Origin of the sequence: Kineococcus sp. DHX-1, from assembly GCF_042473625.1 — a bacterium.
Lineage (GTDB): Bacteria > Actinomycetota > Actinomycetes > Actinomycetales > Kineococcaceae > Kineococcus.
Genome location: NZ_CP170445.1, coordinates 2,722,399 through 2,747,980 on the forward strand (window position 1 = coordinate 2,722,399; position 25,582 = coordinate 2,747,980).

Consider the following 25,582-nt stretch of genomic DNA (forward strand, 5'->3'; position numbering starts at 1 on the left):
GCCTACCCCGTTCCCGGCGCGGGGTCACCTCCGGTGGGACTCCTCGAGCTCGGGAGGCGTGTCCGGAGGCACGAGGGCCGGCACCCCACGCCCCTCCCTCGTCGACCGGCGCGAACCCCTCGAAGACGCACCCGGGTCCGAGCACGAGGAACGTCGCGGCGTCCGGCTCCAGGACGAGGTGTGCGACGTCAGCGGCCGCTGCACGGTCCCAGCCGTCGAAGATCAGGTGCATCCAGCCGTCCTCCATGTGCTGCGAACGCACGCGGCGCAGCCCGGGAACGTCCTCCACGGCGTTCGAGCGGGTGGCGCGGGCACGACGAGCGTGCCGACTCACGAAGAGGCGCACCGACTCGAGATCGAACCTCGCACCGCGCATGGTGTCGATCGTGCCCCTCGCTCCGCTCCCGTGCGGGCGGGTCGGAGGATTCCGCGGTCACGGCGCCTTCCGTGCGAAGCAGGCGGTCGCCCCGGAGAGCGCACGTTCGGCGCGCGCGACGACTAGCTGCCCAGCGGATCGTGACCCGTGTCCAGGTGACGGCGCAGGAGTCGAGCCCAGACCCCGGGCTGGTCGAGGTGGACGTCGTGACCCGCACCGGGCACGACGACGTGGCCGGTGCCCGGTCGCACCGTGAGCATCCGTTCGATCTCCGCAGTGTCGAGGCAACTGTGTTCCGCCTGCACCAGCAGGGTCGGCGCCCGTACCTGCCGCCACTCCGTCCACCGAGCGACCGCGGCCACGGCTGCGATGGCCGCCTGCATCACGTCAGCGTCGAAGCGGGGCCAGTAACCACCGTCGCGCTCGTGCAGGTCCTGCGCCCACGCCTCGGCGATCGGCGTCGCGTCGTGGCGTGCCACTGCTGCGCGCCGGGACGGAAACGGCACCGGCCAGGAGGCGAACCACTCCCCCAGCTCCTCCGAGGAGTCCTCCCCGCCGCCGACTCCACCCTCCAGCAGCACCAGACGGTGCACGAGGCGGGGATGCCACGCGGCGAGCAGCAGCGCCGTGTGGGCGCCCATCGACTGCCCCACCAGCGAGACGGGACCGCCGTCGGCAGCGGCGTCGACGAGGGCGGCGACGTCGTCGACGAAGGCGCGGCGGGAGACGTCACCGGGACGGCGGGTGCTGTGCCCGTGGCCGCGTTGGTCCAGGGCCAGCACGCGGTACCGGTCGCTCAGCGCCGCCGCGGTGGCCGCCATCTCCTGGGCGCTCCCGGCGAGACCGTGCAGCAGGACCGCCACGGGCCCGGTCCCACCGGAGTCCAGGTAGGACAGAGTCACGTCCTCGCGGCGGAGCTGGTGACGCTGCACGGTGGACTCCGATCGAGGGTGGTCCGGACGGACCGACCGTAGCTGAGCAGGCGCCGCCACCCCGTGGGGTGCTCGGGCGCAGGGACCTGCGGTCATCAGGGCACGAGGACGTTCCCCGGCGACCTCGCGGCGGCGCGGAGCGCTTCCCCGGGACAGCTCATCCCGACGAGTCATCTCGACAGGGTCCGGCCAGGTGCCACCAGCCCCGACAGACCGACCGTGCTCAGCACACGCCGCCCGAGGGCGGACCTCGTCCTTCTCCAGCCACTGTCGCTCGTCCAACCGCAGCAACCCCGGACCAACGCCCGGAAAGTACCTGTCAACGTACGCGGGCGACAGCGACATCAAGCCTGGATCGCACAGGTTGCCCACGCCCCGCCGACCGCCTGACGGAAGTCCGACGTCCGTGCGATCCGCAGCAGCGCTGCCCTGCGCCCCACGTGCGGGGACACCGACTCGGCCCAGAACGCACGGAGTTCTTCCTGCAGCCGATCGAGGTCAGCGGCCTCCTCCACCACCCACGCGTGATGGTGTGGACGAGGCAGCAGACGGCCGACGTCGCTGGACAAGGCGAAGGGCAGGTACGTGTCGTCGTCCCCCGGTGCACGCGCCGGCTCTCCACACCGGGCGGCGGCTTCCACGCGGTCAGCCTCGCGGTGCACGGAGACGCCGACGCTCACCCCACGAGCCCACCCCGTGCTGCCACCCTCCACCGTCACCTGCGCCACCAGGCCGTCTCCCAGGTCGCGCACCAGGGCCCGCTTCCCACGCGAGAAACCCTCCGCTGCCAGAGCTCGAGCGCAGGCGCGGCGCGCTGAGTCCAGTGCCGGCCTGCCCACTCAACCGTCCTCCCCCCTCGTTCACGACGGCTGCTCCACCGTCCGACGGTACGAGGAGACAGCGTCCGCGGACACGCTTCTGCAGGGTCGCGGTGGAACGCTTCGACCAGCTCCGCTGTCCATCATCCACACGACCATCCACACGACGATCCACAGTCAACGCCGCGTGAACCGTTGCCGCACATGAAGTTGCGAGGCCGTTGGGCTAGTCCTTCAGGGTTTGTTCGACTACCCTGGAACACGTGACGCACACCGCCCAGCACGCAGCCCAGGACGCCCTCGCGCGCCTGACCGCTGCCCTGGACGACCTGCTCACCCTGCCGCTGGGAACCTTCGACCGCGACGACATCGACCACGCCGTCCGCGCCGCGTACGCCCTCGGCAACCGCCTCGACGCCGCCAAACTCCACCTCCTGCGCGCCGCCCTGAACCACACCACCGACGGCACCGTCACCGATCTGCTCGCCACCCACCCGGTGAACCTGTCCCGCACCCTGGCCCGCAAGGACGTCGCCGCCGCCCGGCACACCGACCCCGACGCGCACTGGGACGGGAAGATCGGCGGGCTCGATGGGGACCGCGGTTCCCTCGCCCGCACCGGGCATCAACTGGCAGCCGGGAACACCACCCTGCACCACATCCACGGCGCGGTGCGTGCGTTGCAGTCGATCCCGACCCCGCTGCGCCGCGGGACCGTCGACATGGAAGTGCAGATGGACAGCGGGGAGACGGCGTGGACCACCCGACGCCGCGCCGACCTCATCGACGGACACTTCGCCACCGTCACCGGCACCCAACCGTTGGGCACCGCGAACCAGCTGAGCGAGGAACTCCTCACCCGCCTGGACCCGAACGCGTCGACCGCGGCTACCGCGACCTCGACCCGGACACCACCAGCCGACGTGCCCTCACCTTCACCCGCCGGCACGGCCTGCTGCGCATGACCGTCGACCTCGACGAGGCCGCCGCCGTCATCGTCCGCGCCGCCGTCGACGCCGCCTCCCGCCCTGAACCTTCGGGTCATGACGTCGACACGCGGTCCACCGTGCAACGCCGCCACGACGGCCTCGTGCACCTCGTCACCACCGGCGCGCACCACCCCGCCAGCGACGTCGAGACGGTCGTCGCGCACAAGGCCACCGTCGTCCTACGCGCGACCCTCGACGACGCCGGTTCGGTGCAGGTGGGAACGGCCAGCGTCGACGGGCACGGCCCCGTCAGCGAAGCCACGCTCCGCGCCGCCACCTGCGATGCTGACATCGCGGTCGCGGTCCTGGACCGCCTGGGCCGGCCCCGCTCCCTGCACACCCTGGACCGGCACGCCAGCCCCGCCCAACGCCTCCTGGTCGCCGAACGCGACCGCGGGTGCACCGCCCCCGGGTGCGGCGCCCCGGCGTGGGCCTGCCACTACCACCACGTCATCCACTGGTCCGACGGCGGACCGACCAGCGTGGAGAACCTCATCCTGCTGTGCGGCCGACACCACCGAGCCCTGCACGCCGGACGGCACGAAGCCCGCTTCGGTGAGGACGGGTTGCCGCAGACCCGCACCCTGCACCGCCACCTCGGGCGGCTCGCCGACCCCGGACCGTGGACAGGCAACGACCACCCCGGACTCCTCGCCAAGGCCCGGGAACTCGCCCTCGCCCTGCAGCAAGACGACCCACCCGACCGCGCCGCTGCCTGAAACGTCATCCGCCGATCGGGGGACGCTCCTGCAGTTGAGACCTCAAGCGGTCGAAGGTGAGGCGTGAGCTCCCCCCGCAGCCTGCTGCGACGTTCCACCGGCGCAGTGGTCTCCCTGCTCCCCCAGGGCCGGATGCTGCCCGACGAGGTGTGGCACCGTCGGCACGGCGCGATCGTGCGCGTCGCGGCGTTGCAGGCCGTCGGTCTCATCGTGTTCGGCGCGTTCCAGGGACTGTCGCCGTGGACGGTGCTCGCCGGTGGCGCTCTCGTGCTGGCTCCGCTGGCTCTCGCGGTTCCCACGGGCTACTCGCGCAAGCTGCGGTCGGCGGGGGCGTCAGCCAGCCTGTTCACCGCCTCCACGGTCCTGGTGCAGTTCTGGGACGGGCAGACCGAGGCGCACTTCCACTTCTTCGTGATGATCGGTCTGGTGGCGCTCTACCAGGACTGGGTGCCCTTCTCGATCGGGCTCTTCATCGTCGTCGTGCACCACGGCGTCCTCGGCACCCTCGAACCCCGGTTCGTCTACAGCCACCACGCGGCGATGGACCACCCCTGGCGCTGGATGGTCGTCCACGCGGCGTTCGTCCTCGCCGCCAGCGTCACCCACCTCGCCTCCTGGCGGCTCAACGAGCAGCAGGGGTTGCGCGACCCGCTGACGGGGTTGGCGAACCGCACGCTGTTGCAGGAGTTCCTCACCCGCGCCCTGTCCCGACGCGACGACGTCGGCGTCCTCTTCGTCGACCTCGACGACTTCAAGAACGTCAACGACTCCCGCGGGCACGCGGCCGGCGACCAGTTGCTGCTCGCCGTCACCCAGAGGCTGCGCGCCTGCGTGCGCAGCGGTGACCTCGTCGCCCGGCTCGGCGGGGACGAGTTCGCCGTCGTCATCCGCGGCGGCGAGGCGGCCGCCCGGCGCGTCGGCGACCGGTTCCTGGCCAGCCTGGCCCAGCCGGTCCTGCTCGACGGTCAGCAGGTCCACGTCCACGCCAGCCTCGGCACGGCCGACGCCTCCACGCTGTGCCAGCAGCGCAGCGACCTGGACGCCGCCGCCGAACTCCTGCGCAACGCCGACCTGGCCATGTACTGGGCCAAGTCCAGCGGCAAGAACCGCCTCGTCGCCTACGCCGAGGGCATGTCCACCGCCGCGCAGGACAAGGCGTCCCTGCGCGACGACCTCGGCCGGGCCCTGGCGGACGGGCAGTTCGAGGTCTTCTACCAGGCGACGGTCGACTACCGGCGCCAGAGCGGGGACTCCGCGCCGGCCGGGCAGGCGGCGCGCGCCAAGGGGTACGAGGCGCTGCTGCGCTGGCGCCACCCCGAGCGCGGCATGGTCTCCCCGCTGGACTTCGTCCCCCTCGCCGAGGCCAGCGGTGAGATCCTCGCCATCGGCGCCTGGGTGCTGCGCACCGCCACGCGCCAGGCCGCGGCGTGGACGGCCGAACGCGGGTACCCGGTGGGCATCGCCGTGAACCTGTCCGCGGTCCAGCTCGCGAGCGACGACGTCCTCACCGTCGTGCGGGACGCGTTGCGCGACAGCGGACTACGACCCTCCCAGCTCACGCTCGAGGTGACCGAGAGCGTCCTCGTCGGGGACCTGGAAGCCGTGTCGGCGCGCCTCGCGCAACTGCGCGCCGCCGGGGTCCTCGTCGCGATCGACGACTTCGGTACCGGGTACTCGAGCCTGTCCTACCTGCGCCGGCTGCCGGTCGACACCGTCAAGATCGACCGGTCCTTCGTCAGCGACCTCGCCCTCGGCGGGTCGGCGACGCTGCTCGTCGCCTCCATCATCGAACTCGCCCGCAGCCTCGGCCTCGACGTCGTCGCCGAGGGCGTCGAGACCGAGCAGCAGGCCGAGGTGCTGCGCGACCTCAGCTGCACCTACGCCCAGGGGTACCTCTACGCCAGGCCGCAGCCGGCTCAGGAGGTCCGCGCGGAACTGCCGGCCGAACTCCCCGCGGACGTCCCCGCGATGGTCGCCGAACCCAGCACCCTCGTCCCCCGGTAGACGGCGACCGTCTGCCCGGGCGCGACGCCCGTCAGCGGAGTCCGCAACGCCACGGAGATCCCGTCGCCGACGGGTTCGACGACCGCCGGAACCGCCTCGCCGTGCGCCCGCACCTGCACGTGGACCTCGACGGGCCCCTGCGGCGGCGGACAGTTCCACACCGGGTCGACGGCGTCCAGTCCCGTCACGGCCAGCCGCTCGGCCGGACCGACGGTCACCGTCCGGCGGACGGGTTCGATGCTCAGCACGTACCGGGGTCGGCCGTCGGCTGCGGGGCGCGAGATCCCCAGGCCCTTGCGCTGCCCGACCGTGAACCCGTACGTCCCGGTGTGGTCGCCGAGGACCACGCCGGACTCGTCGACGATCTGCCCGGGAACCTCCCCGAGCTTGTCGGCCAGGAACCCGCGCGTGTCGCCGTCGGGGATGAAGCAGATGTCGTGGCTGTCCGGCTTGTCCGCCACGGGCAGCCCACGACGACGGGCCTCCTCGCGCACCTGCGCCTTCGTCGGGGCGTCGCCGAGCGGGAACATCGCGTGCGCGACCTGGTCGGCGTCCAGGACGGCGAGGACGTAGGACTGGTCCTTCGCCTCGTCCGCGGCGCGGTGCAGTTCCGCCGTGCCGTCCGGGTTCGTCCAAACCTGCGCGTAGTGGCCCGTCGCGACGGCGTCGAAGCCCAGCGCGATGCCCTTGTCGAGCAGCGCGGCGAACTTGATGCGCTCGTTGCACCGGACGCACGGGTTCGGGGTGCGGCCCGCGGCGTACTCGGCGACGAAGTCCTCGACGACGTCCTCGACGAAGTCCTCCGAGAGGTCCCACACGTAGAACGGGATGCCCAGCAGGTCCGCGGCGCGGCGGGCGTCCAGGGAGTCCTCGATCGTGCAGCAGCCCCGCGACCCCGTCCGCAGCGTCCCGGGGTTGCGGTTCAGGGCCATGTGGACGCCGACGACGTCGTGCCCCGCCTCGACGGCGCGTGCGGCGGCGACCGCGGAGTCCACTCCCCCGCTCATGGCGGCCAGGACGCGCATCAGGCACCCCCCGCCAGGGCGGGACGTCGCCGGTGGGTCCGGCCGGCCCGGGAACCGCTGGCCCGGCGGGCCCGCTCGACGGCCGGCCCCAGCGCGGCCACCACCGCGTCGACGTCGGCGTCGGTGGACGTCCAGCCGAGGGAGAACCGCAGCGCGCCCGCGGCCTCCGCCGGCGTCAGACCCATCGCGAGCAGGACGTGGCTGGGCTGCGGGACGCCGGCCTGGCAGGCCGACCCCGTCGAGCACTCCACGCCCGCGGCGTCGAGCAGGTAGGTCAGGGAGTCCCCCTCGCAGCCCTCGACGGTGACGTGCGCGTTGCCCGGCAGGCGCCCCGGCCCCGGCAGGGCCCCGCGCACGACGGCGCCGGGCACCTGCGACACCCCGGCCAGCAGGCGGTCGCGCAGGGCGGCGAGCCGCACCGCCTCGTCCGGCAGGCCGCCGACCGCCGCGCGCAGGGCCGCCGCCGTCGCGCGTGCGCCGGGGGCGTCGAGCGTGCCCGAGCGCACGCCCAGCTCCTGCCCGCCGCCCTGCTGCAGCGGCACGAGCGTCGTCCCGCGCTTCACCAGCAGCGCCCCGGTGCCGACCGGCCCCCCGAACTTGTGGGCCGACAGCGACAGCAGGTCCGCGCCGGAGGCGGCGAAGTCGACGGGCAGGTGACCGACGGCCTGGACGGCGTCGGTGTGCAGCGGCACGCCCACCGCGTGGGCGGCCTCGGCCGCAGCCGCGACGGGCTGGACGGTCCCGACCTCGTTGTTGGCCCACATGAGCGAGACGAGCGCGACGTCCGTGCCGTCGCCGAGGACCTCGGCGAGCGCGGCCGGGTCGACCAGCCCCGTCCCGTCGACGGGGACCCAGCTGACGACGGCGTCCTCGCGCGCCTCGAGCCACTCGACGCAGTCCAGGACCGCGTGGTGCTCGGTGGCGGCCAGGACGATGCGCCGGCGCACCGGGTCGGCGTCGCGCCGCGCCCGGTACAGCCCGGTGAGGGCCAGGTTGTCGCTCTCGGTGCCCCCGGAGGTCCAGACGACCTCGCCCGGACGGGCTCCCAGCAGCTCCGCCAGCGTCTCGCGGCTCTCCTCCACCGCCACGCGGGCGCGGCGGCCGGCCGAGTGCAGCGACGACGGGTTGCCCGCCCCGCGGGCGGTCTCGGCCACGTACGCCTGCAGGGCCTCGGGCCGCAGGGCGGTCGTCGAGGCGTGGTCCAGGTAGGCCCGGTGGTCCGCCGTCACAGCGTCGAGTGTAAGGAACTGACAGACTGCGCCGGTGCCCGTCCCGATCCGTCCGGCCCCACCCGCACCTCCCGGCACCGGCAGCCGGAGCCACCCGCTGGGGGTGACCCTGCGCGAGGACGGCCAGGGGGCCGACGTGGCGGTCTTCGCGGGGCACGCCGACGCGGTCGACGTCTGCGTCGTCGCGACCGACGGGTCCGAGACGCGCACCCGGCTGACGGACGTCGACCACGGCGTCTGGCACGGCCACGTCCCCGGCCTCGTCGTCGGCGCCCGCTACGGCCTGCGCGTCCACGGCCGCTGGGACCCCGAGCGCGGGCTGCGGCACAACCCGGCCAAGCTCCTGCTCGACCCGTACGCCCGGGGGATCGACGGCGAGGTCGCGCTGCGACCGGAGGTCTTCGGCCACACCGTCGACGAGACGCTGCGCGGCGACCTCGCCGTCGCGGACCCCCGCGACAGCGCCCCGCACGTGCCGCTCGGCGTCGTCCTGGGCGAACTGCCGCAGGAGCTGCGGGTCCGCGCCGACGAACGGCCCCGCGTCCCGTGGGCGGACACCGTCGTCTACGAGGCGCACGTGCGCGGCCTGACCCAGCGGCACCCCGGCGTCCCGGAGGAGCTGCGCGGGACGTACGCGGCGCTGGCGCACCCTGCCGTCCTCGAGCACCTGCACTCGATCGGCGTCACGACGCTGGAGCTCCTGCCGGTGCACGCGAGCACGTCCGAGATCGCCCTGCGCCGGCGCGGGCTGTCGAACTACTGGGGCTACAACACCCTGGCGTTCAACGCCCCCCACCCCGCGTACGCCTCGGCCGCGGCCCGGGCCGCCGGGCCGGCCGCCGTCCGGGACGAGTTCCGCCGTGCCGTGCAGGACCTGCACGCGGCCGGGATCGAGGTGCTGCTCGACGTCGTCCACAACCACTCCTGCGAGGAGGGGCCGGACGGGCCGCACCTGTCGCTGCGGGGCCTGGACGACGCGACGTACTACCTGCGCGACGCGGGCGGCCGGCCCTTCGACGTCACCGGCTGCGGGAACTCCCTGGACTTCACCGAACGCCGCGTCGTGCAGCTGACGCTGGACTCGCTGCGGTACTGGGTGCAGGAGTTCGGCGTCGACGGGTTCCGCTTCGACCTCATGACGACGCTGGCGCGCGGCCGCGACGGGTTCTCCCCCGACCACCCGTTCCTCGTCGCGCTCGGCACCGACCCCGTCCTGTCCGCGACCAAGCTGGTCGCCGAACCCTGGGACGTGGGGCCCTTCGGTTGGCGCACGGGGCAGTTCCCCGCCCCCTTGCACGAGTGGAACGACCGCTACCGCGACGGGGTCCGGCGGTTCTGGCTCACCGACGCCCGCGAGATCGCGCTCGGCCACTCCGCCCCCGTCGCCGCCGGACGCGGTCTGCGCGAGCTCGCGACGCGGTTCGCCGGGTCGGCGGACACGTTCGACGTCCAGCGCGGCCGGCTGACGAGCGTGAACTTCGTGACGGCGCACGACGGGTTCACCCTCGCCGACCTCGTCGCCCACGACCGCAAGCACAACGAGGCCAACGGCGAGGGCAACCGCGACGGCAGCGACTCCGACACGAGCTGGAACCACGGCGTCGAGGGCGCCACCGACGACGCCGACGTGCTGGAGCTGCGGCGCCGGGCCATCCGGAACCTGCTGGCCACCCTCGTGCTGTCCACGGGGGTCCCGATGCTGACGGCCGGGGACGAGTTCGGGCGCAGCCAGGGCGGCAACAACAACGCCTACTGCCAGGACAACGAGGTCAGCTGGATCGACTGGGACCTGCAGGACTGGCAGACCGAGCTCCTCGACGACGTGCGCGAGCTGCTCGCGCTGCGCCGCCGCTACCCCGTCCTGCGGGAGGCCGGAGTGCGGCGGGGTTCCCCCGTCCGCGACCAGCGCCAGGACCTGCTCTGGTTCGCCGAGGACGGCCGGCCGATGACCGTGGAGGACTGGCACCAGGCGGACCGGCGGATCCTGCAGGTCCTCGTCGACGGCCGGGACCGCGGGCACGACTCGGTCCTGGTGGTCGTCAACGGAGGGCCCCGCCAGCTCGACGTGACGCTGCCGACGCTCGAGGGCGTCACGACGTTCGTGCCGCGGTGGGCCTCCACCCCGGACCGGCGCAGCCGCCCCACCGCCGCGGGCCAGGCGGTCCGGGTGGCCCCGTGGTCGGTGCGGGTGTTCGCCACCCCGTGACCCGTGACCCGTGACCCGTGATCCCGTGACCCCCCGATCCCTGTGACCGTCGCGCTCGTCCCCGGCATCGGGTGCGCGCCGTGGCAGTTCGGGCGCATCGCGCCGGGGTTCGCGCCGGAACGGGTGCTCGCCCTGGACCTCCCCGGTCACGGCGCGGAAGCCGCCGTGGCACCCGTGACGCTGGAGACGGTCGCGGACCGGCTCGCAGAACGGGTGCCCGCCGGCTCGGTGCTCGTCGGGCACAGCACCGGCGGGGTCGCCGGGCTCGTCCTCGCCGCCCGTCACCCCGGGCTGCTGCGCCGTCTCGTGCTGCTTGACGCGAACCTTCCTGTGACACCGGAAGCCGTGGCGCACAAGGCCTCCCGCGCCGAGGCGGTGCTGCGCCCGGACTGGCGGCGGACGCTGGAGGAGTCGATGCGGAGCTCGTGGGGCGCGCACGACCCCGCCCTGGGCGAGCGGGTGGTCGCCGGGATCCTCGCCACCGACCCCGACGCCGTCCGCCCGCTGTGGCACGCCGTGCTGGCGCTCGACCCGCGACCACTGCTGGCCGGGCTCACCGTGCCGACGCTCCACGTCCGGTCCAGCCGGGACGTCGACCCCACGGTGCTGCGCGGCCTGAACCCGCTCGTGGACGCGGTCGACCTCGGGGACCTCGGTGCCGGCCACTGGCCCCACCTGACGGTCCCCGAAGCGGTCCTGACCGCGGTCGAACCCTGGCTCAGGCGTTGACGACGAGTCCCAGCTCGGCCGCGGTGGCCAGGCCCGGGTGCCGCGGCAGGATCCGGACGGTGTAGCCGAACGGCCCGGTCTGACGCAGCGCGAACTCGCCCTCGAACCGGTGCCGGCCGTCGCCGAACGACTCCGCCGGCGTCAGCCGCACCGTGCCGGAGGGACGCAGCTCGTCGGACTCGCTGACGCGGCCGTGGACGACCTGGACCTCCACGTCGTCGACCGCGAGGTCCCCGAGGGAGACGAAACCCCGCACGTGGACGACGTCCCCGATCTGCGCGGAGTCGCCGACCCCGGAGGACTCGACGTGGTCGACGCGCACCCCGGACCAGCCGTCCCGGACGGACGCCTTCCAGCGCGCCAGGTCCTTGGCCCCCGCCGCCGACGACGCCGCGGCCGCACGGCCGGCCTGGGCCGCCGGGACGTAGAGCTGCTGGACGTAGTCGGTGACCATCCGGCTCGCGAGCACCTTGGGCCCGAGGGAGGCGAGCGTGTGCCGCACCATCTCCAGCCAGCGCGCCGGGAGCCCCCGCTCGTCGCGGTCGTAGAACCGCGCCGCGACGGAGTTCTCCACGAGGTCGTAGAGGGCCGCGGCCTCGAGGTCGTCGCGGTGGTCGGGGTCGTCGACGCCGTCGGCGGTGGGGATCGCCCAGCCGTTGCCGCCGTCGTACCACTCGTCCCACCACCCGTCGAGGATCGACAGGTTGAGGCCGCCGTTGAGCGCGGCCTTCATGCCGGACGTCCCGCACGCCTCGAACGGCCGCAACGGGTTGTTGAGCCAGACGTCGCAGCCCGGGTACAGCGACAGCGCCATCGTGATGTCGTAGTTCGGCAGGAAGACGATGCGGTGCCGCACGGCCGGGTCGTCGGCGAAGCGCACCATCTGCTGGATGAGCCGCTTGCCCGTCTCGTCGGCAGGGTGCGACTTGCCGGCGATGACGAGCTGGACGGGCCGCTGCGGGTGCAGCAGCAACTGCTTGAGCCGCTCGGGGTCGCGCAGCATCAGCGTGAGCCGCTTGTACGTCGGCACCCGGCGGGCGAAACCGATCGTCAGGACGTCGGGGTCGAGCACGTCCTTCGTCCAGGCCAGTTCGGCCTCGGACGCCCCGCGCTGCAACCACGACAGCTTCAGCCGCCGCCGCGCGTCCTCGACGAGCCGGCCGCGCAGGACGCGGCGGGTGCGCCAGATCTCCTCGTCGGGGACCTGCCCCACCTTCTCGAACCCCAGGCCCTCGCGGGGCAGTTCGGGACCGATGTACTGCTTGCCCATCGCGAACACCTCGGGCGCCACCCACGTCGGCGCGTGCACGCCGTTGGTGATCGAGGAGATCGGGACCTCGGGGGCGTCGAAACCCGGCCAGAGGCCGTCGAACATCCCGCGGCTGACGGCGCCGTGGAGTTGCGAGACACCGTTCGCGCGCTGCGCCAGCCGCAACCCCATGACGGCCATGTTGAAGACGCCCGGGTCACCGCCGGGGTAGTCCTCCGCGCCCAGGGCCAGGATGCGCTCGACGGGGACCCCGGGCAGCGGGTTGTCGCCGCCGAAGTAGAGGCCGATCTGGTCGCGGCCGAACCGGTCGATGCCGGCGGGGACGGGCGTGTGCGTCGTGAACACGGTGGCCGAGCGCACGGCCTCGAGGGCCTCGTCGAACGTGAGCCCGCGCTCGACCTGCTCGCGGATGCGCTCGACGGACAGGAACCCCGCGTGCCCCTCGTTGGTGTGGTAGACCTCCGGCTCCGGAGCCCCGGTCAGCCGAGACCACAACCGCAGCGCCCGGACCCCGCCGATGCCGCACAGGAGTTCCTGCTGCAACCGGTGCTCGCCGCCGCCGCCGTAGAGGCGGTCGGTGACACCGCGGGCGGCCTCGTCGTTCTCCTCGACGTCGGAGTCCAGCAGCAGCAACGGCACGCGGCCGACCTGCGCCTTCCAGACCTGGGCGTGCAGCCGGCGGCCACCGGGCAGGTCCACCGACACCTTCGCCGGGCTGCCGTCGCCCTCGCGCAGCAGCGACAGGGGCAGGCCGTCGGGGTCCAGGACCGGGTAGGTCTCCTGCTGCCAGCCGTCGCGCGAGAGCGACTGCTTGAAGTACCCCGTCGCGTAGAACAGGCCCACGCCGACGATGGGCACGGCCAGGTCGCTGGCCGACTTCAGGTGGTCCCCCGCGAGGATCCCGAGCCCGCCGGAGTACTGCGGCAGCGCGCCGGTGATCCCGAACTCCATGGAGAAGTACGCGATCGCGGCGGGCGCGTCGGCGCCCAGCCCGGCGTACCAGCCGGGCCGGGACAGGTACGCCTCGAGGTCGGCGGCGGCTGCACGGACCCGCTCGACGAACTGCGCGTCCTGCGCGAGCGCGTCGAGCCGTTCGGTGCTCAGAGCACCCAGCAGCGCTCCGGGTTCGCGGTGGACCGCGACCCAGGCGGCGGGGTCCATGGACTCGAACAGGTCCCGGGTGGGCTTGTGCCACGACCACCTCAGGTTGCTCGCCAGGTCACCCAGCGGCGCCAGGGGCGCAGGGAGCACGGTGCGGACGGTGAAGCGCCTGATTGCTCTCACGGCGCCGACCCTAGACCGGTGATCACCCCACCGCGACGGGTTCACCCCCATCCGCGCCGACTTCCCCGCGACGGGCGCCCCCCGTCTCGGTAGGTTCGCCCCGTGACGATCGACCAGGACCGTGACCAGGACCGAGTGCACGACCGAGCGCAGGACCGGCTGACGGTGCGGACGGGCCCGCTCACGGGGCCCGGGAAGCCCCCCGTGGGCCGCATCCCCGTGCTCGACGTGCAGCCCGTCGTGGACGGTGGACGCTGGCCCTCGCAGGCCGTGCCGGGTGAGTTGATCCCCGTGAGCGCCACCGTCTTCCGCGAGGGCCACGACGCGGTCGCGGCCACGGCCGTCCTCGTCCGGCCCGACGGGACCGACGGGCCGTCGGTGCGCATGACGTGCGTCAACCCGGGCAAGGACGCCTACGTCGCCACCCTGTCCCCCGACACCGAGGGCCTGTGGGGCCTGCGCGTCGAGGGCTGGTCGGACCCGTACGGCACCTGGGACCACGACGCGACGATCAAGGTCGAGGCCGGGGTCGACGTGGCCCTGATGCTCGAGGAGGGCGCGCGGCTGCTCGAACGGGCCGCCGCGCAGGAGGGTCGGCCCGCCGCCGACGCCGCCGTCCTGCAGGACGCCGCCACCGGGCTGCGCGACACCGCTCGCGGCGACCACGAGCGCCTGGACGCCGGACGCACCGAGGAGGTCCGGGCGGTCCTCGACCGCCTGCCGGTCCGCGAGCTGCTCAGCCCGTCCGCGACGTACCCCGTGCGGGTGGAGCGCAAGCTCGCCGCCTTCAGCGCCTGGTACGAGTTCTTCCCCCGTTCCGAGGGGGCGACCTTCGACGAGGAGTCCGGTCGCTGGACCTCCGGGACCTTCCGGACGGCCGCCGAGCGACTGCCGGCGATCAAGGAGATGGGCTTCGACATCGCCTACCTCACGCCGATCCACCCCATCGGCCGCATCAACCGCAAGGGCCCGAACAACACCCTGACCGCCGGCCCGCTGGACCCGGGGTCGCCGTACGCGATCGGGGCCGCCGAGGGCGGCCACGACGCCCTGCACCCCGACCTCGGGACGTTCGAGGACTTCGACTTCTTCGTGGGTCGGGCCAAGGAGCTCGGCCTCGAGGTCGCGATGGACATCGCGCTGCAGTGCGCGCCGGACCACCCGTGGGTCACCGAGCACCCCGAGTGGTTCACCACCCGCGCGGACGGGTCCATCGCCTTCGCGGAGAACCCGCCGAAGAAGTACCAGGACATCTACCCGCTGAACTTCGACAACGACCCGGCCGGCATCTACGCCGAGGTCAAGCGCATGGTCCTGCTGTGGGTCGAGCACGGCGTGACGCTGTTCCGCGTCGACAACCCGCACACCAAGCCGGTGGAGTTCTGGGAGTGGCTCATCGCGGAGGTCAACGCCGAGCACCCCGAGGTGGTGTGGCTGGCCGAGGCGTTCACGAAGCCGGCGATGATGCACACGCTGGCCAAGGTCGGGTTCCAGCAGTCCTACTCCTACTTCGCCTGGCGCAACCAGGCGTGGGAGCTGCGGGAGTACCTGGAGCAGCTGACCACCGAGTCGGCGCACTACATGGTCCCGAACTTCTGGCCCACGACGCACGACATCCTCACGCCCACCATGCAGTACGGCGGGCCGCCGGTGTTCAAGCTGCGGGCCGTCCTCGCCGCGCTGCTGTCGCCGTCGTGGGGCATCTACACCGGGTACGAGCTCATCGAGCACGCCGCCCGGCCGGGCGCCGAGGAGCAGCTGGACAACGAGAAGTACCAGTACCGCCCGCGCGACTTCGCCAAGGCCGAGCGCGAAGGCTGGTCGCTGGCCCCCTACCTGGCCAAGCTGAACTGGCTCCGCAACCACCACCCGGCGCTGCAGCAGCTGCGCGGCACCGTCTTCCACGCCACCGACGACGAGAACGTCCTGTGCTTCTCGCGCCGCCGCGTCGAGCCCGACGGCACCGAGGACCTCGTCCTCGTCGTCGTGAACCTCGATCCGCACGCGGCCCGGGAGACGACCGTGCACCTCGACATGGGTGCGCTCGGACGGCAGTGGTGGGACCGGTTCACGGTGCGCGACGAGATCACCGGTGCGGAGTTCGAGTGGGGTGAGCACGACTACGTGCGGCTCGACCCGTACGTCGAACCCGCTCACGTGTTCCACGTCACGGGCTGACGGCAGGGCGAGGGTGGCTCACCGGTGACCGGCCTGCGCGAGGACCCCGAGTGGTACAAGACGGCGGTCTTCTACGAGGTGCTGGTCCGCGCGTTCGCGGACTCCAACGGGTCGGGCACCGGTGACTTCACCGGGCTCACGGCGAAGCTGGACTACCTGCAGTGGCTGGGCGTCGACTGCCTCTGGCTGCCGCCGTTCTACGCCTCGCCGCTGCGCGACGGCGGGTACGACATCTCCGACTACAACGCCGTGCTGCCCGAGTTCGGCACCCTCGCCGACTTCCAGCACCTCGTCGCGCAGGCCCACGACCGCGGCATCCGCGTCGTCGTCGACCTCGTGATGAACCACACCAGCGACCAGCACCCGTGGTTCCAGGCCAGCCGGTCCGACCCCGAGGGGCCCTACGGCGACTTCTACGTCTGGAGCGACACCGGCGAGGAGTACCCCGACGCCCGGATCATCTTCGTCGACACCGAGACGTCGAACTGGACGTTCGACCCGGTGCGCCGGCAGTACTTCTGGCACCGCTTCTTCTCCCACCAGCCGGACCTGAACTTCGACAACCCCGACGTCGAGGAGGCGATGTTCGACACCGTCCGGTTCTGGATGGACATGGGCATCGACGGGTTCCGCCTCGACGCGGTGCCCTACCTGTACGTGGAGGAGGGCACGAACGGGGAGAACCTGCCGGCGACGCACGCCTACCTGCACCGGCTGCGGCGCATGGTCGACGAGGAGTACCCGGGCCGGGTCCTGCTGGCCGAGGCCAACCAGTGGCCGTTCGACGTCGTGGAGTACTTCGGCACCGAGGAGGAGCCGGAGTGCCACATGTGCTTCCACTTCCCGGTCATGCCGCGCCTGTACTACGCGCTGCGGGAGGGGCGGGCCACCCCCATCACCGACATCCTCTCGGCCACTCCGCGCATCCCCACCTCCAGCGGGCAGTGGGGCACGTTCCTGCGCAACCACGACGAGCTGACCCTCGAGATGGTCACCACCGAGGAACGCGCGTCGATGTACGGCTGGTACGCCCCGGACCCGCGGATGCGCGCCAACGTCGGGATCCGGCGCCGGCTCGCTCCGCTGCTGGACAACTCCCGGCCGGAGCTGCAGCTCATCCACGCCCTCGTCCTGTCTCTGCCCGGCAGCCCGTGCCTGTACTACGGCGACGAGATCGGGATGGGCGACAACATCTGGCTCGACGACCGCGACGCGGTGCGGACCCCGATGCAGTGGACGCCGGACCGCAACGCGGGGTTCTCCGCCGCCGACCCCGGCAAGCTGTACCTGCCGACGGTCCAGTCGCTCGTCTACCACTACCAGTCGGTGAACGTGGAGGCTCAGCTCGCCACGGGTTCCTCACTGCTGCACTGGGTCCGCAGCGTCCTGGCGGTCCGGCGCCGGCACCCCGCCTTCGGGCGCGGGGCCTACCTGCAGCTGACCTCCCGCGACGAGGAGGCGCACTGCAGCAACGACGCCGTGCTGGCGTTCCTGCGGGTCCTCGAGAGGTCCGAGGAGGCCGGGGGTGAGACGGTGCTCTGCGTGAACAACCTCTCCGACCACCCCCAGGCCGCGTCCCTCCGCCTGCCCGGGTACGCCGGCGCGCGACTGCACGACGTGTTCGGCGGCGCCCCGTTCGGGACGGTGGACGGCGACGGCCGGTTCGAGGTGACCTGCGGGTCCCGCGGCTTCTACTGGCTCACCGTGGAGGGATCCTGATGGGCGTCCCCGTGAAGACCTCCGCCGCCTCCGACGAGGTGATCGGCGAGCTCCTGCGCACCTGGGCACCCGCTCAGCGCTGGTTCGCGCACAAGGGCGTCGCCGTGCACGTCGAACGCGTCGAACGCACCCCGCTCGACGAGGGGGGCGTCGCGCAACTGGTCGCGCTGACCGTCCGCGCCGGTGACGGGGACGACGCCCCGCGCACGGTCTACTCGGTGCCGATCTCGGTCCGCCCCTCCCCCGACCCCGACCTCGTGGCGGCCCTCGTCGGGGAACTCCCCGACGTCGACGGTGCCCCGGCGTGGATCTACGACGGCCCCCACGACCCGACGTGGACGCGGGCGCTGCTGACGCTCGTCGCCAGCGAGGAGGGGGCCGGGTCGCGGACGTTCGGCGTCAACGGGCACAGCGCCGAGGGCGGTCTGCCCGTGCCGGCCGGTGCCCGCACCAAGGTCCTGACCGGCGAGCAGTCCAACACCTCCATCGTCGTGTCGGCCGACGCGGGTGAGACCCCGCTCATCGCCAAGGTCTTCCGCGTCCTGTCCGCGGGCGACAACCCCGACGTCGTCGTGCAGACCGCCTTGGCCGACGCCGGGTGCGCCCGCGTCCCCCGCCCGGCGGGCTGGGTCGACGGCCGGTGGACCGCCCCGGACGGGTCGGCCGCGGCCGGGCACCTCGCGCACGTCACGGAGTTCCTGGCCGGCTCCCAGGACGCCTGGCGCGTGGCGACGGCCGCGGTCGGCGACGGCGCGGACTTCACGGAGCAGGCCCGGGAGCTCGGCCGTGCGACGGCCGAGGTGCACGCGGTCCTGGCCACCGAGCTGGCGACCGAACCCGCCACCCCCGAACGTCTCGGCGCCGTGGCCGACGGCCTCCTGGAGCGGGTCGCCTGGGCCTGCGCGGCCGTCCCGCAGCTGCACGAGGTCGCCGCCGCTGCCCGCGAGAGGGTCGAGGCGGTCCGGCACGTGCAGGACGCCCCACCGCTGCAGCGGGTGCACGGCGACTACCACCTGGGTCAGGTGCTGCACTCGCAGACGCGGGGCTGGGTGCTCCTGGACTTCGAGGGCGAGCCGTTGCGGCCGCTGGCCGAGCGCAGCCTCCCCGACCTCGCCCTGCGCGACGTGGCGGGGATGCTCCGCTCCTTCGACTACGCGGCCTCGACCGTCGCCGACCCGGGCAGCTGGGGTCCCGACTGCCGCGCCGCCTTTCTCGACGGCTACACCGCGGTCGTCGGCACCGACCCGCGCACGGGCGGGCAGGCCGGCCTGCTCGCCGCCCTGGAACTCGACAAGGCGCTCTACGAGGTCGTCTACGAAGCGCGCAACCGGCCCGACTGGCTGCGCATCCCGCTGGACGCCGTGCACCGGCTCCTGCGCCCCGTCAGCCCAGACCCGTCCTGAGAGGCGGCCCCACGATGATCACGGGAGACTGCAACGCATGACCGGTGAAGCCCCCACCCCCCGACCGATCGACGCCGACGACCTCGCGCGCGCCGCCGCCGGGGCGCACTGGTCGCCGCACTCGGTGCTCGGCGCGCACGCCCACGACGGCGGGGTCACCTTCCGCGTCCTGAAGCCCTTCGCCTCCTCCGTCACGGTGGTCGGCGAGGACGGCAACCGCACGGGTCTCGTGCACGAGCACGACGGCGTCTGGGTCGGCGTCCGCCCCGACAGCGCGGTCGGCGACTACCGCGTCGAGGTCGTCTACGACGACGGCGAACCGCAGCTCGTCGACGACCCCTACCGCTTCCTGCCGACCGTCGGCGAGGTCGACCTGCACCTCATCGGCGAGGGCCGCCACGAGGAGCTCTGGAACGTCCTCGGCAGCCACGTGCAGCGGTGGAACGGCCCGCTCGGCCCGGTCGAGGGCACGTCCTTCGCCGTCTGGGCTCCCAACGCCCGCGCCGTCCGCGTCGTCGGCGACCACAACCACTGGAACGGGCGCACCGAGGGGATGCGCTCGCTCGGGTCCTCCGGCGTGTGGGAGCTGTTCCTGCCGGGTGTGGCCGCCGGGGCGCGGTACAAGTACGAGATCCAGGGGCAGGACGGGCACTGGCGGCAGAAGGCCGACCCGATGGCCCGCTACAGCGAGGTCCCGCCGGCGACGGCGTCCGTGGTGACGGAGTCCTCCTACACGTGGGGCGACGACGCCTGGCTCAGCCAGCGGGCGGCGAAGAACGCCCAGGACGGCCCGGTCTCGATCTACGAGGTGCACCTGGGCTCGTGGCGGCAGGGGTTGTCGTACACCGAGCTGGCGACCGAGCTCGTCGAGTACGTCAGCGCCGCGGGCTTCACCCACGTCGAGTTCCTGCCCGTCATGGAGCACCCGTTCGGTGGCTCCTGGGGCTACCAGGTGACGGGGTACTTCGCGCCGACCTCCCGGTTCGGCACGCCCGACGAGCTGCGGCACCTCATCGACGCGCTCCACCAGGCGGGCATCGGCGTCATCATCGACTGGGTCCCCGGGCACTTCCCGAAGGACGAGTTCGCCCTCGCCCGCTTCGACGGCACGGCGCTGTACGAGCACCCGGACCCCCGCCGCGGCGAGCACATGGACTGGGGCACCTACATCCCCAACTTCGGCCGCAGCGAGGTGCGCAACTTCCTCGTCGCGTCGGGGCTCTACTGGCTCGAGGAGTTCCACGCCGACGGCCTGCGCGTCGACGCGGTCGCCTCGATGCTCTACCTCGACTACTCCCGCAACGAGGGCGAGTGGGAGCCGAACCAGTACGGCGGGCGCGAGAACCTCGAGGCGGTCAGCTTCCTGCAGGAGGCGAACGCCACGGCGTACAAGCGGACGCCGGGCATCATGATGATCGCCGAGGAGTCGACGGCGTTCCCCGGCGTCACCGCCCCCACGAGCGGCGGCGGCCTGGGGTTCGGCCTGAAGTGGAACATGGGCTGGATGCACGACTCGCTGCAGTACGTCAGCGAGGACCCGGTGAACCGGCAGTACCACCACGGCGAGCTGACGTTCAGCCTCGTCTACGCGTTCACCGAGAACTTCTGCCTGCCGATCTCGCACGACGAGGTCGTGCACGGCAAGGGTTCGCTGCTGCGCAAGATGCCCGGAGACCGCTGGCAGCAGCTCGCCAACGTCCGCGCGTACCTCGCCTACATGTGGTCCCACCCGGGCAAGCAGCTGCTGTTCATGGGCGCCGAGCTGGGCCAGGAGTCGGAGTGGTCCGAGGCCCGGTCGCTGGACTGGTGGCTGCTGGACACCCCGTGGCACGCGGGGCTGCACAGACTGGTGTCGAAGCTGAACGCGGTCTACAAGGAGCACCCCGAGCTGTGGTCGGACGACTTCACGTCCGAGGGGTTCGGCTGGATCGACGGCGGTGACAGCCAGCGGAACCTGCTGTCGTTCGTCCGCTGGTCGACCGACCGGAAGCCCCTCGTGGCCGTGTGCAACTTCTCCGGCAGCGCCTACGAGGACTTCCGCGTCGGCCTCCCCCAGCCGGGCGCCTGGCGCGAGGTGCTCAACACCGACGCCGAGGAGTTCGCCGGCTCGGGCGTCGTGAACACCGGCACGCTGCAGGCGCAGGACACGGAGTGGAACGGCCAGCGGTTCTCCGCGCAGCTGCGTGTGCCCCCGCTGGGCGTCACCTGGCTCGTCCCGGCCTGACCGACCCGGCCCACCCGTCTGACTCGGCGGAGCCGACGGGGGTCACGCGAAGGCGTCGACCCCCGTCAGCTCCGCGGACAGCGTCCACAGCCGCGCGGCGGCCTCGGGATCGGTGGCGTGCGGGGCCACGCCCGTCGTGAACCGCGGGCGCTCGGCGTCGACGGGGAGTGCGACCTCGCAGTCCTCGCAGAACACCCCGCCCCTGCCCTCAAGCACCGGGTTCGTCGCAGCCCACACCTCCGTCGCAGCTCCGGCCTGCGGGGTCTTGAACCCGTCCATGAGCAGGTTCCCCTGGTCGTCGATCCAGCCGAGGGCGACCATCTCCTCGCGCGGCAGGTGCCGCTGCAGCGGGGTGAGGATGCCGCCGGGGTGGACGGAGAAGGCACGGCTGCCGTGCGGCGCGGCGAGGGTGTCGAGGTGCACGGCGAAGAGGGCGTTGGCCGTCTTGGCCTGTCCGTACGCCTCCCACTTGTCGTAGTCGCCCCGCGTGAACATGGGGTCCTCGAAGCGGACGGGCGAGCGGTGGTGGGCCGAACTCGAGAGCGCGACGACGCGCCCGCGGCCGGCGGCGATGGCCGGCCAGAGCCGGTTGACGAGAGCGTAGTGGCCGAGGTGGTTCGTGCCGAACTGGGCCTCCCAGCCGTCCCCGATCCGCGTCTCGGGGCACGCCATGACCCCGGCGTTGCCGATGAGCGCGTGCACCGGGCGTCCGGAGTCGAGGAAGTCATGGGCGAAGCGGGTGATGCTCGCCTGGTCGGCCAGGTCCAGGGCCGCGACCTCGACGCCGGGGACGTCCACCAGCTCGGCGGCGGCGTGCTCCGGCCGCCGGGCCGGGACGACGACGTGGGCCCCGGCGGCGGCGAGCGCGCGCGTCGCCTCCAGGCCGATGCCGGAGTAGCCGCCCGTCAGGACGACGGTGCGGCCGGAGAGGTCGAGGCCTTGCAGGACCTCGGCCGCCGTCGAGTCGTGGCCGAAGCCGGACCCGACGGGGGCCTGCGGGGTGCGGATGTGCTCAGTCACCTGAGCGACGGTACGCCCGCACCCCGCCGCGGTCAGACGAGCCCGTTGGCCGAGAGGAAGTCCTTGGCCACCGCGGCCGAGGTCTTCTTGTCCACCTGCACCTGCGCGAGGTACTGGGTGAGGTTCTCGGTCGTGAGCTTGGCCGAGAAGGCGTTGAGCGCCTCGGTGACGGTGCTGTTGTTCTTCGAGGACCGGATGAGCGGCAGGATGTTCTGGGCCAGGAAGAGGTTCTTCGGGTCCTGCAGGACGACGAACCCGTTCGTCTCGATGGAGGAGTCGGTGGTGAAGATGTTCCCGACCTGGATCGAGCCGTCCTTCAGACCTGCGACGGTCAGCGGGCCTCCGACGTCGAGGGGCTTGAACGTGCCGAACTCGACATCGTAGAGCTCCTTGAGGCCCTTCAGGCCCTGGTAGCGCTCCTGGAACTCCGGTCCGGCCCCGATGGTGAGGTCCTTGGCCACGGGCGCCAGGTCGGCGATCGAGGTCAGGTTGTACTTCGACTTCGTCTCCGAGGTCACCGAGAGGGAGTCCTTGTCCTCCGCCGCGGACTGGTCGAGGACCTCCAGACCGGAGGGGATCTCCTTCTTCAGCGCGTCCAGCACCGTCTCCGGGCTGGAGACCCCCTGCGGCGCGTCGCCCTTGAGGTAGTACGCGAGCAGCGCGCCGTTGTACTCGGGCAGCAGGTCGATCGAGCCGTCGTCGAGCGCCTTGAGGTAGAGCTCGCGGGCCCCGATGTTGAACTTGCGCTGCACCGTGACGCCCTTGGCCTCGAGGACCTGGCTGTACATCTCGGCGAGCAGTTCGCTCTCGGGGAAGTTGGCCGAGCCGACGATGATCGTCGCGGCGTCGGCGGAGCCGCCGGCGGCGGGGGTGTTGTCCGTGGCCAGCGGGTCGTCACCGCCGCCGCACGCGGCCAGCGTCGCCGTGAGGGAGCCCACGAGGGCGAGGCCGAGCAGGTTCCTGCGGTTCATGACGTGCCTTTCGACGTGACGAGTTCTGGTTCCGGGACCGCCCCGGACTCTGCCACGGATCGGGTGCCCCGTGCTCGGGACAGTCCGCGACCCGTGATGCCGGGCGAGACGACGTAGCGCTGGACCAGGCCGAGCAGGAGGTCCAGGACGACGGCGAGGACGGCCACGACGACGGCGCCGGCGACCATGCGGCCGTAGTCGTTGAGCGCCAGGCCGTCCACGAGCAGACGGCCGAGGCCGGACAGCCCGACGTACGCGGCGACGGTCGCCGTGGCGACGACCTGGAGGACGGCGGCGCGCACGCCGCCGAAGACGACGGGCAGCGCCATGGGCAGTTCGACGCGGAACAGGACCTGCGAGGAACTCATGCCCATCCCCCGGGCCGCGTCGACCGCGTTCGGGTCCACCGACCGCAGCCCCGCGTACGTCGAGGTGAGGATCGGGGGGATCACGAGCACGACGAGGGCGATGAGCACCGGCAGGAACCCCTGGCTGCTCATGTAGACGACGAGCAGGCTCAGCAGGCCCAGCGTCGGCAGCGACCGGCCCGCGTTCCCGGCGTTGATGGCGAGGAACGACCCCTTCCCGGTGTGCCCGATGAGCAGGCCGATCGGGAAGGCGATGACGAACCCGACGAGCACGGACAGGCCCGTGTACCCCAGGTGGGACAGCAGCAGGTGCGGGATGCTGCCCGACGAGGACCAGGCCCAGTTGGCCCCGTCCAGCAGGTACGGCGTTCCGTCCACGTCAGGCCCCCTTCACGGCGCGGGTCCACGGGGTGACGGCCCGCTGGAACAGGACGATGAGCAGGTCCGCGACGGCCGCGAGGGCGATCGACAGGACGATACCGACGATGATGGGCGCGGTGTAGAACAGCTGGAAACCGCGGGTGAACAACGCCCCGAGACCCCCGACGCCCAGCAGCGCACCGACGCTGACGAGGGAGATGTTCGAGACGGCGGCCACCCGGACCCCGGCGAGGATGACGGGCGCCGCCAGCGGGAGTTCGACCTCCAGCAGGCGACGGGTCCGCTTGTAGCCCATGGCGGTCGCCGCCTCGGTGAGCGTCGGGTCCACCGACCGCAACCCGTCGGCGACCGTGCGCGCCATGAGCGCCACCGTGTAGAGCGCGAGGGCCACCACGATGTTCACGGGCGAGAGGATCTTCGTCCCGAGCACGTACGGCAGGGCGACGAACACCGCGAGGGAGGGGATCGAGTAGATCAACCCGGAGACGTTGAGGATCGGGTGGTACAGCCAGCCGTACCGGACCCCGAGGTACCCCACGGGCAGAGCGACGACCACGCCGATGAGCAGCGGGAGCACCGCGAGGACGACGTGCTGCTGCAACGCGTCCAGCACTGTCGACTGGTTCTGCGACAGGTACGTCCAGACGTCGTTCACCGGCGCTCCGCCAGCAGGTCCGCGACGTCGTGGTGGTGCACGAGTCCGGTGGCACGGCCGTCCCCGTCGACCTGCACGGCGGTTCCCGTGCGCGAGGTGAGGGCCAGGTCGAGGACCACGCGCAGGGAGTCCCCGGCGCGGAACGTCCCGTCGACGTCGAGCGGCCGGCCGGCCTCGTCGAGGCGGACACCGTCGAGAGGGCGCAGCACGAGGCCGTCGGCGGTCCGGAAGCCGAGGCCCCGGTACCCGCGGTCGCGGCCGACGAAGTTCCGGACGAAGTCGTCGGCCGGCCGGGTCAGCAGTTCCTCCGGCGACCCGACCTGGGCGAGGTGCCCGCCCTCGCGGAACACCGCGATCCGGTCCCCGAGGACGACGGCCTCGTCGATGTCGTGCGTCACGAGGGCGATCGTCTTGCCGAGGTCGTCCTGCAGCCGCAGGAACTCCTCCTGCAACTGGTGGCGCACGATCGGGTCGACGGCGCTGAACGGCTCGTCCATGAGCATGACGGGCGGGTCGGCGGCGAGCGCCCGCGCGACGCCGACGCGCTGCTGCTGCCCGCCGGACAGCTGCGCCGGGTAGCGGTCCGCGAAGGCCGTCGGCAGCCCGACGCGCTCGAGCAGTTCGAGGGCGCGGGAGCGTTCGCGCCCGCGGCCCACGAGCTTGGGCACCGTCAGGACGTTGTCGAGCACCGTCTTGTGCGGGAAGAGGCCTGCGTGCTGGATGACGTAGCCGATGCCGCGCCGCAGCTCGGCTGGAGGCCTGCTCCGCACGTCCTCGCCGTCGATGCGAACGGCGCCGCCGGTGGGCTCGACCATCCGGTTGATCATGCGCAGGGAGGTCGTCTTGCCGCACCCGGAGGGTCCGACGAAGACCGTGATCCGGCCGGTCGGGAGCTCGAGGTCGAGGTCGTCGACCGCGACGGTCCCGTCGGGGAACTGCTTGCGGACGGCCTCGAACGTGATCACTGGGGCGGCTCCGATGTTGGACCGGGGGGCTGGTACATGCTGGGCACAGGACGAGGACCGGTCAACGAGGCTCGAACGGCCGTCACCCGATCGTGACCTCGCCTCAGACCGACCAGC

At 72.6% G+C, this 25,582-nt stretch carries 19 protein-coding genes; 9 read left to right on the forward strand and 10 right to left on the reverse strand.

Annotated features, from left to right (window positions below):
* Positions 1 to 498 precede the first annotated feature (498 nt).
* Positions 499 to 1,308 (reverse strand): alpha/beta fold hydrolase, encoded by an 810-nt coding sequence (locus ACFEMC_RS13145; RefSeq protein WP_380170049.1) that lies wholly within the window; start codon positions 1,306 to 1,308, stop codon positions 499 to 501.
* A 344-nt stretch (positions 1,309 to 1,652) separates the two neighbouring features.
* Positions 1,653 to 1,988: a hypothetical protein gene (locus ACFEMC_RS13150; protein ID WP_380170050.1), complete on the reverse strand. Its 336-nt coding sequence runs from the start codon at positions 1,986 to 1,988 to the stop codon at positions 1,653 to 1,655.
* 401 nt (positions 1,989 to 2,389) lie between these two features.
* Between ACFEMC_RS13150 and ACFEMC_RS13155 the strand changes: the two genes are divergently transcribed.
* The 3 genes from ACFEMC_RS13155 (at position 2,390) to ACFEMC_RS13165 (ending at position 5,838) form a co-directional block, all read left to right on the forward strand.
* Entirely contained in the window at positions 2,390 to 3,091 is a 702-nt protein-coding gene (locus tag ACFEMC_RS13155) for a hypothetical protein (protein WP_380170051.1), read from the forward strand.
* Entirely contained in the window at positions 3,088 to 3,834 is a 747-nt protein-coding gene (locus ACFEMC_RS13160) for a DUF222 domain-containing protein (protein WP_380170052.1), read from the forward strand. Before ACFEMC_RS13155 ends, ACFEMC_RS13160 begins: the two co-directional genes overlap by 4 nt.
* Before the next feature lie 63 nt (positions 3,835 to 3,897).
* Positions 3,898 to 5,838, forward strand: a complete 1,941-nt coding sequence (locus tag ACFEMC_RS13165; protein ID WP_380170053.1) for a putative bifunctional diguanylate cyclase/phosphodiesterase — start codon at positions 3,898 to 3,900, stop codon at positions 5,836 to 5,838.
* On the opposite strand, the gene mnmA is transcribed toward ACFEMC_RS13165, so the two are convergent.
* Entirely contained in the window at positions 5,751 to 6,863 is a 1,113-nt protein-coding gene (mnmA, locus tag ACFEMC_RS13170; protein WP_380170054.1) for a tRNA 2-thiouridine(34) synthase MnmA, read from the reverse strand. The genes ACFEMC_RS13165 and mnmA overlap by 88 nt on opposite strands.
* Positions 6,863 to 8,092 (reverse strand): cysteine desulfurase family protein, encoded by a 1,230-nt coding sequence (locus ACFEMC_RS13175; RefSeq protein WP_380170055.1) that lies wholly within the window; start codon positions 8,090 to 8,092, stop codon positions 6,863 to 6,865. The genes mnmA and ACFEMC_RS13175 overlap by 1 nt, the downstream gene beginning before the upstream one ends.
* Before the next feature lie 34 nt (positions 8,093 to 8,126).
* Between ACFEMC_RS13175 and glgX the strand changes: the two genes are divergently transcribed.
* Together glgX and ACFEMC_RS13185 are read left to right on the forward strand one after the other, a co-directional pair.
* Positions 8,127 to 10,298 (forward strand): glycogen debranching protein GlgX, encoded by a 2,172-nt coding sequence (gene glgX, locus ACFEMC_RS13180; RefSeq protein ID WP_380170056.1) that lies wholly within the window; start codon positions 8,127 to 8,129, stop codon positions 10,296 to 10,298.
* A 42-nt stretch (positions 10,299 to 10,340) separates the two neighbouring features.
* The gene (locus ACFEMC_RS13185) at positions 10,341 to 11,027 is read left to right on the forward strand and encodes an alpha/beta fold hydrolase (protein WP_380170057.1); all 687 of its coding nucleotides are present in this window, start codon (positions 10,341 to 10,343) and stop codon (positions 11,025 to 11,027) included.
* On the opposite strand, the gene glgP is transcribed toward ACFEMC_RS13185, so the two are convergent.
* Positions 11,017 to 13,581 carry an alpha-glucan family phosphorylase gene (gene glgP / locus ACFEMC_RS13190; RefSeq protein WP_380170058.1) on the reverse strand — a complete coding sequence of 855 codons (2,565 nt, stop codon included), beginning with the start codon at positions 13,579 to 13,581 and terminating at the stop codon, positions 11,017 to 11,019. The genes ACFEMC_RS13185 and glgP overlap by 11 nt on opposite strands.
* 165 nt (positions 13,582 to 13,746) lie before the next feature.
* Here glgP and ACFEMC_RS13195 point away from each other — a divergent pair, with 165 nt between their 5' ends.
* Genes ACFEMC_RS13195 through glgB form a run of 4 tightly spaced genes read left to right on the forward strand, consistent with a single transcriptional unit; the run spans position 13,747 to position 21,105 of the window.
* Positions 13,747 to 15,759 (forward strand): alpha-1,4-glucan--maltose-1-phosphate maltosyltransferase, encoded by a 2,013-nt coding sequence (locus tag ACFEMC_RS13195; protein WP_380176769.1) that lies wholly within the window; start codon positions 13,747 to 13,749, stop codon positions 15,757 to 15,759.
* 24 nt (positions 15,760 to 15,783) lie between these two features.
* Complete coding sequence (gene treS, locus ACFEMC_RS13200) at positions 15,784 to 17,478, forward strand: maltose alpha-D-glucosyltransferase (protein ID WP_380170059.1); 1,695 nt, start codon at positions 15,784 to 15,786, stop codon at positions 17,476 to 17,478.
* Entirely contained in the window at positions 17,478 to 18,881 is a 1,404-nt protein-coding gene (locus ACFEMC_RS13205; protein WP_380170060.1) for an aminoglycoside phosphotransferase, read from the forward strand. The genes treS and ACFEMC_RS13205 overlap by 1 nt, the downstream gene beginning before the upstream one ends.
* Before the next feature lie 37 nt (positions 18,882 to 18,918).
* Entirely contained in the window at positions 18,919 to 21,105 is a 2,187-nt protein-coding gene (gene glgB, locus ACFEMC_RS13210) for a 1,4-alpha-glucan branching protein GlgB (RefSeq protein WP_380170061.1), read from the forward strand.
* 42 nt (positions 21,106 to 21,147) lie between these two features.
* Here the strand turns inward: glgB and ACFEMC_RS13215 are convergent, their stop codons facing one another.
* From ACFEMC_RS13215 to ACFEMC_RS13235, 5 genes are read right to left on the reverse strand one after another with little or no spacing between them, the layout of a single operon-like run.
* Positions 21,148 to 22,113 carry an SDR family NAD(P)-dependent oxidoreductase gene (locus tag ACFEMC_RS13215; protein ID WP_380176771.1) on the reverse strand — a complete coding sequence of 322 codons (966 nt, stop codon included), beginning with the start codon at positions 22,111 to 22,113 and terminating at the stop codon, positions 21,148 to 21,150.
* Between the two features lie 44 nt (positions 22,114 to 22,157).
* Complete coding sequence (locus tag ACFEMC_RS13220; RefSeq protein WP_380170062.1) at positions 22,158 to 23,096, reverse strand: glycine betaine ABC transporter substrate-binding protein; 939 nt, start codon at positions 23,094 to 23,096, stop codon at positions 22,158 to 22,160.
* The gene (locus ACFEMC_RS13225; RefSeq protein ID WP_380170063.1) at positions 23,093 to 23,842 is read right to left on the reverse strand and encodes an ABC transporter permease; all 750 of its coding nucleotides are present in this window, start codon (positions 23,840 to 23,842) and stop codon (positions 23,093 to 23,095) included. The genes ACFEMC_RS13220 and ACFEMC_RS13225 overlap by 4 nt, the downstream gene beginning before the upstream one ends.
* Before the next feature lies 1 nt (position 23,843).
* Positions 23,844 to 24,500, reverse strand: a complete 657-nt coding sequence (locus ACFEMC_RS13230) for an ABC transporter permease (RefSeq protein WP_367639540.1) — start codon at positions 24,498 to 24,500, stop codon at positions 23,844 to 23,846.
* A complete protein-coding gene (locus tag ACFEMC_RS13235; RefSeq protein WP_380170064.1) occupies positions 24,497 to 25,465 on the reverse strand; it encodes an ABC transporter ATP-binding protein in 969 nt (322 codons plus the stop codon). Before ACFEMC_RS13235 ends, ACFEMC_RS13230 begins: the two co-directional genes overlap by 4 nt.
* Positions 25,466 to 25,582: the final 117 nt, after the last annotated feature.

Bases quoted from the DNA above. Each gene is read 5' to 3' on its own strand.
- ACFEMC_RS13160 (WP_380170052.1), top strand. From the start codon at position 3,088: ATGACCGTCGACCTCGACGAGGCCGCCGCCGTCATCGTCCGCGCCGCC.
- mnmA (WP_380170054.1), bottom strand. From the start codon at position 6,863: ATGCGCGTCCTGGCCGCCATGAGCGGGGGAGTGGACTCCGCGGTCGCC.
- ACFEMC_RS13205 (WP_380170060.1), top strand. From the start codon at position 17,478: ATGGGCGTCCCCGTGAAGACCTCCGCCGCCTCCGACGAGGTGATCGGC.
- glgB (WP_380170061.1), top strand. From the start codon at position 18,919: ATGACCGGTGAAGCCCCCACCCCCCGACCGATCGACGCCGACGACCTC.
- ACFEMC_RS13220 (WP_380170062.1), bottom strand. From the start codon at position 23,096: ATGAACCGCAGGAACCTGCTCGGCCTCGCCCTCGTGGGCTCCCTCACG.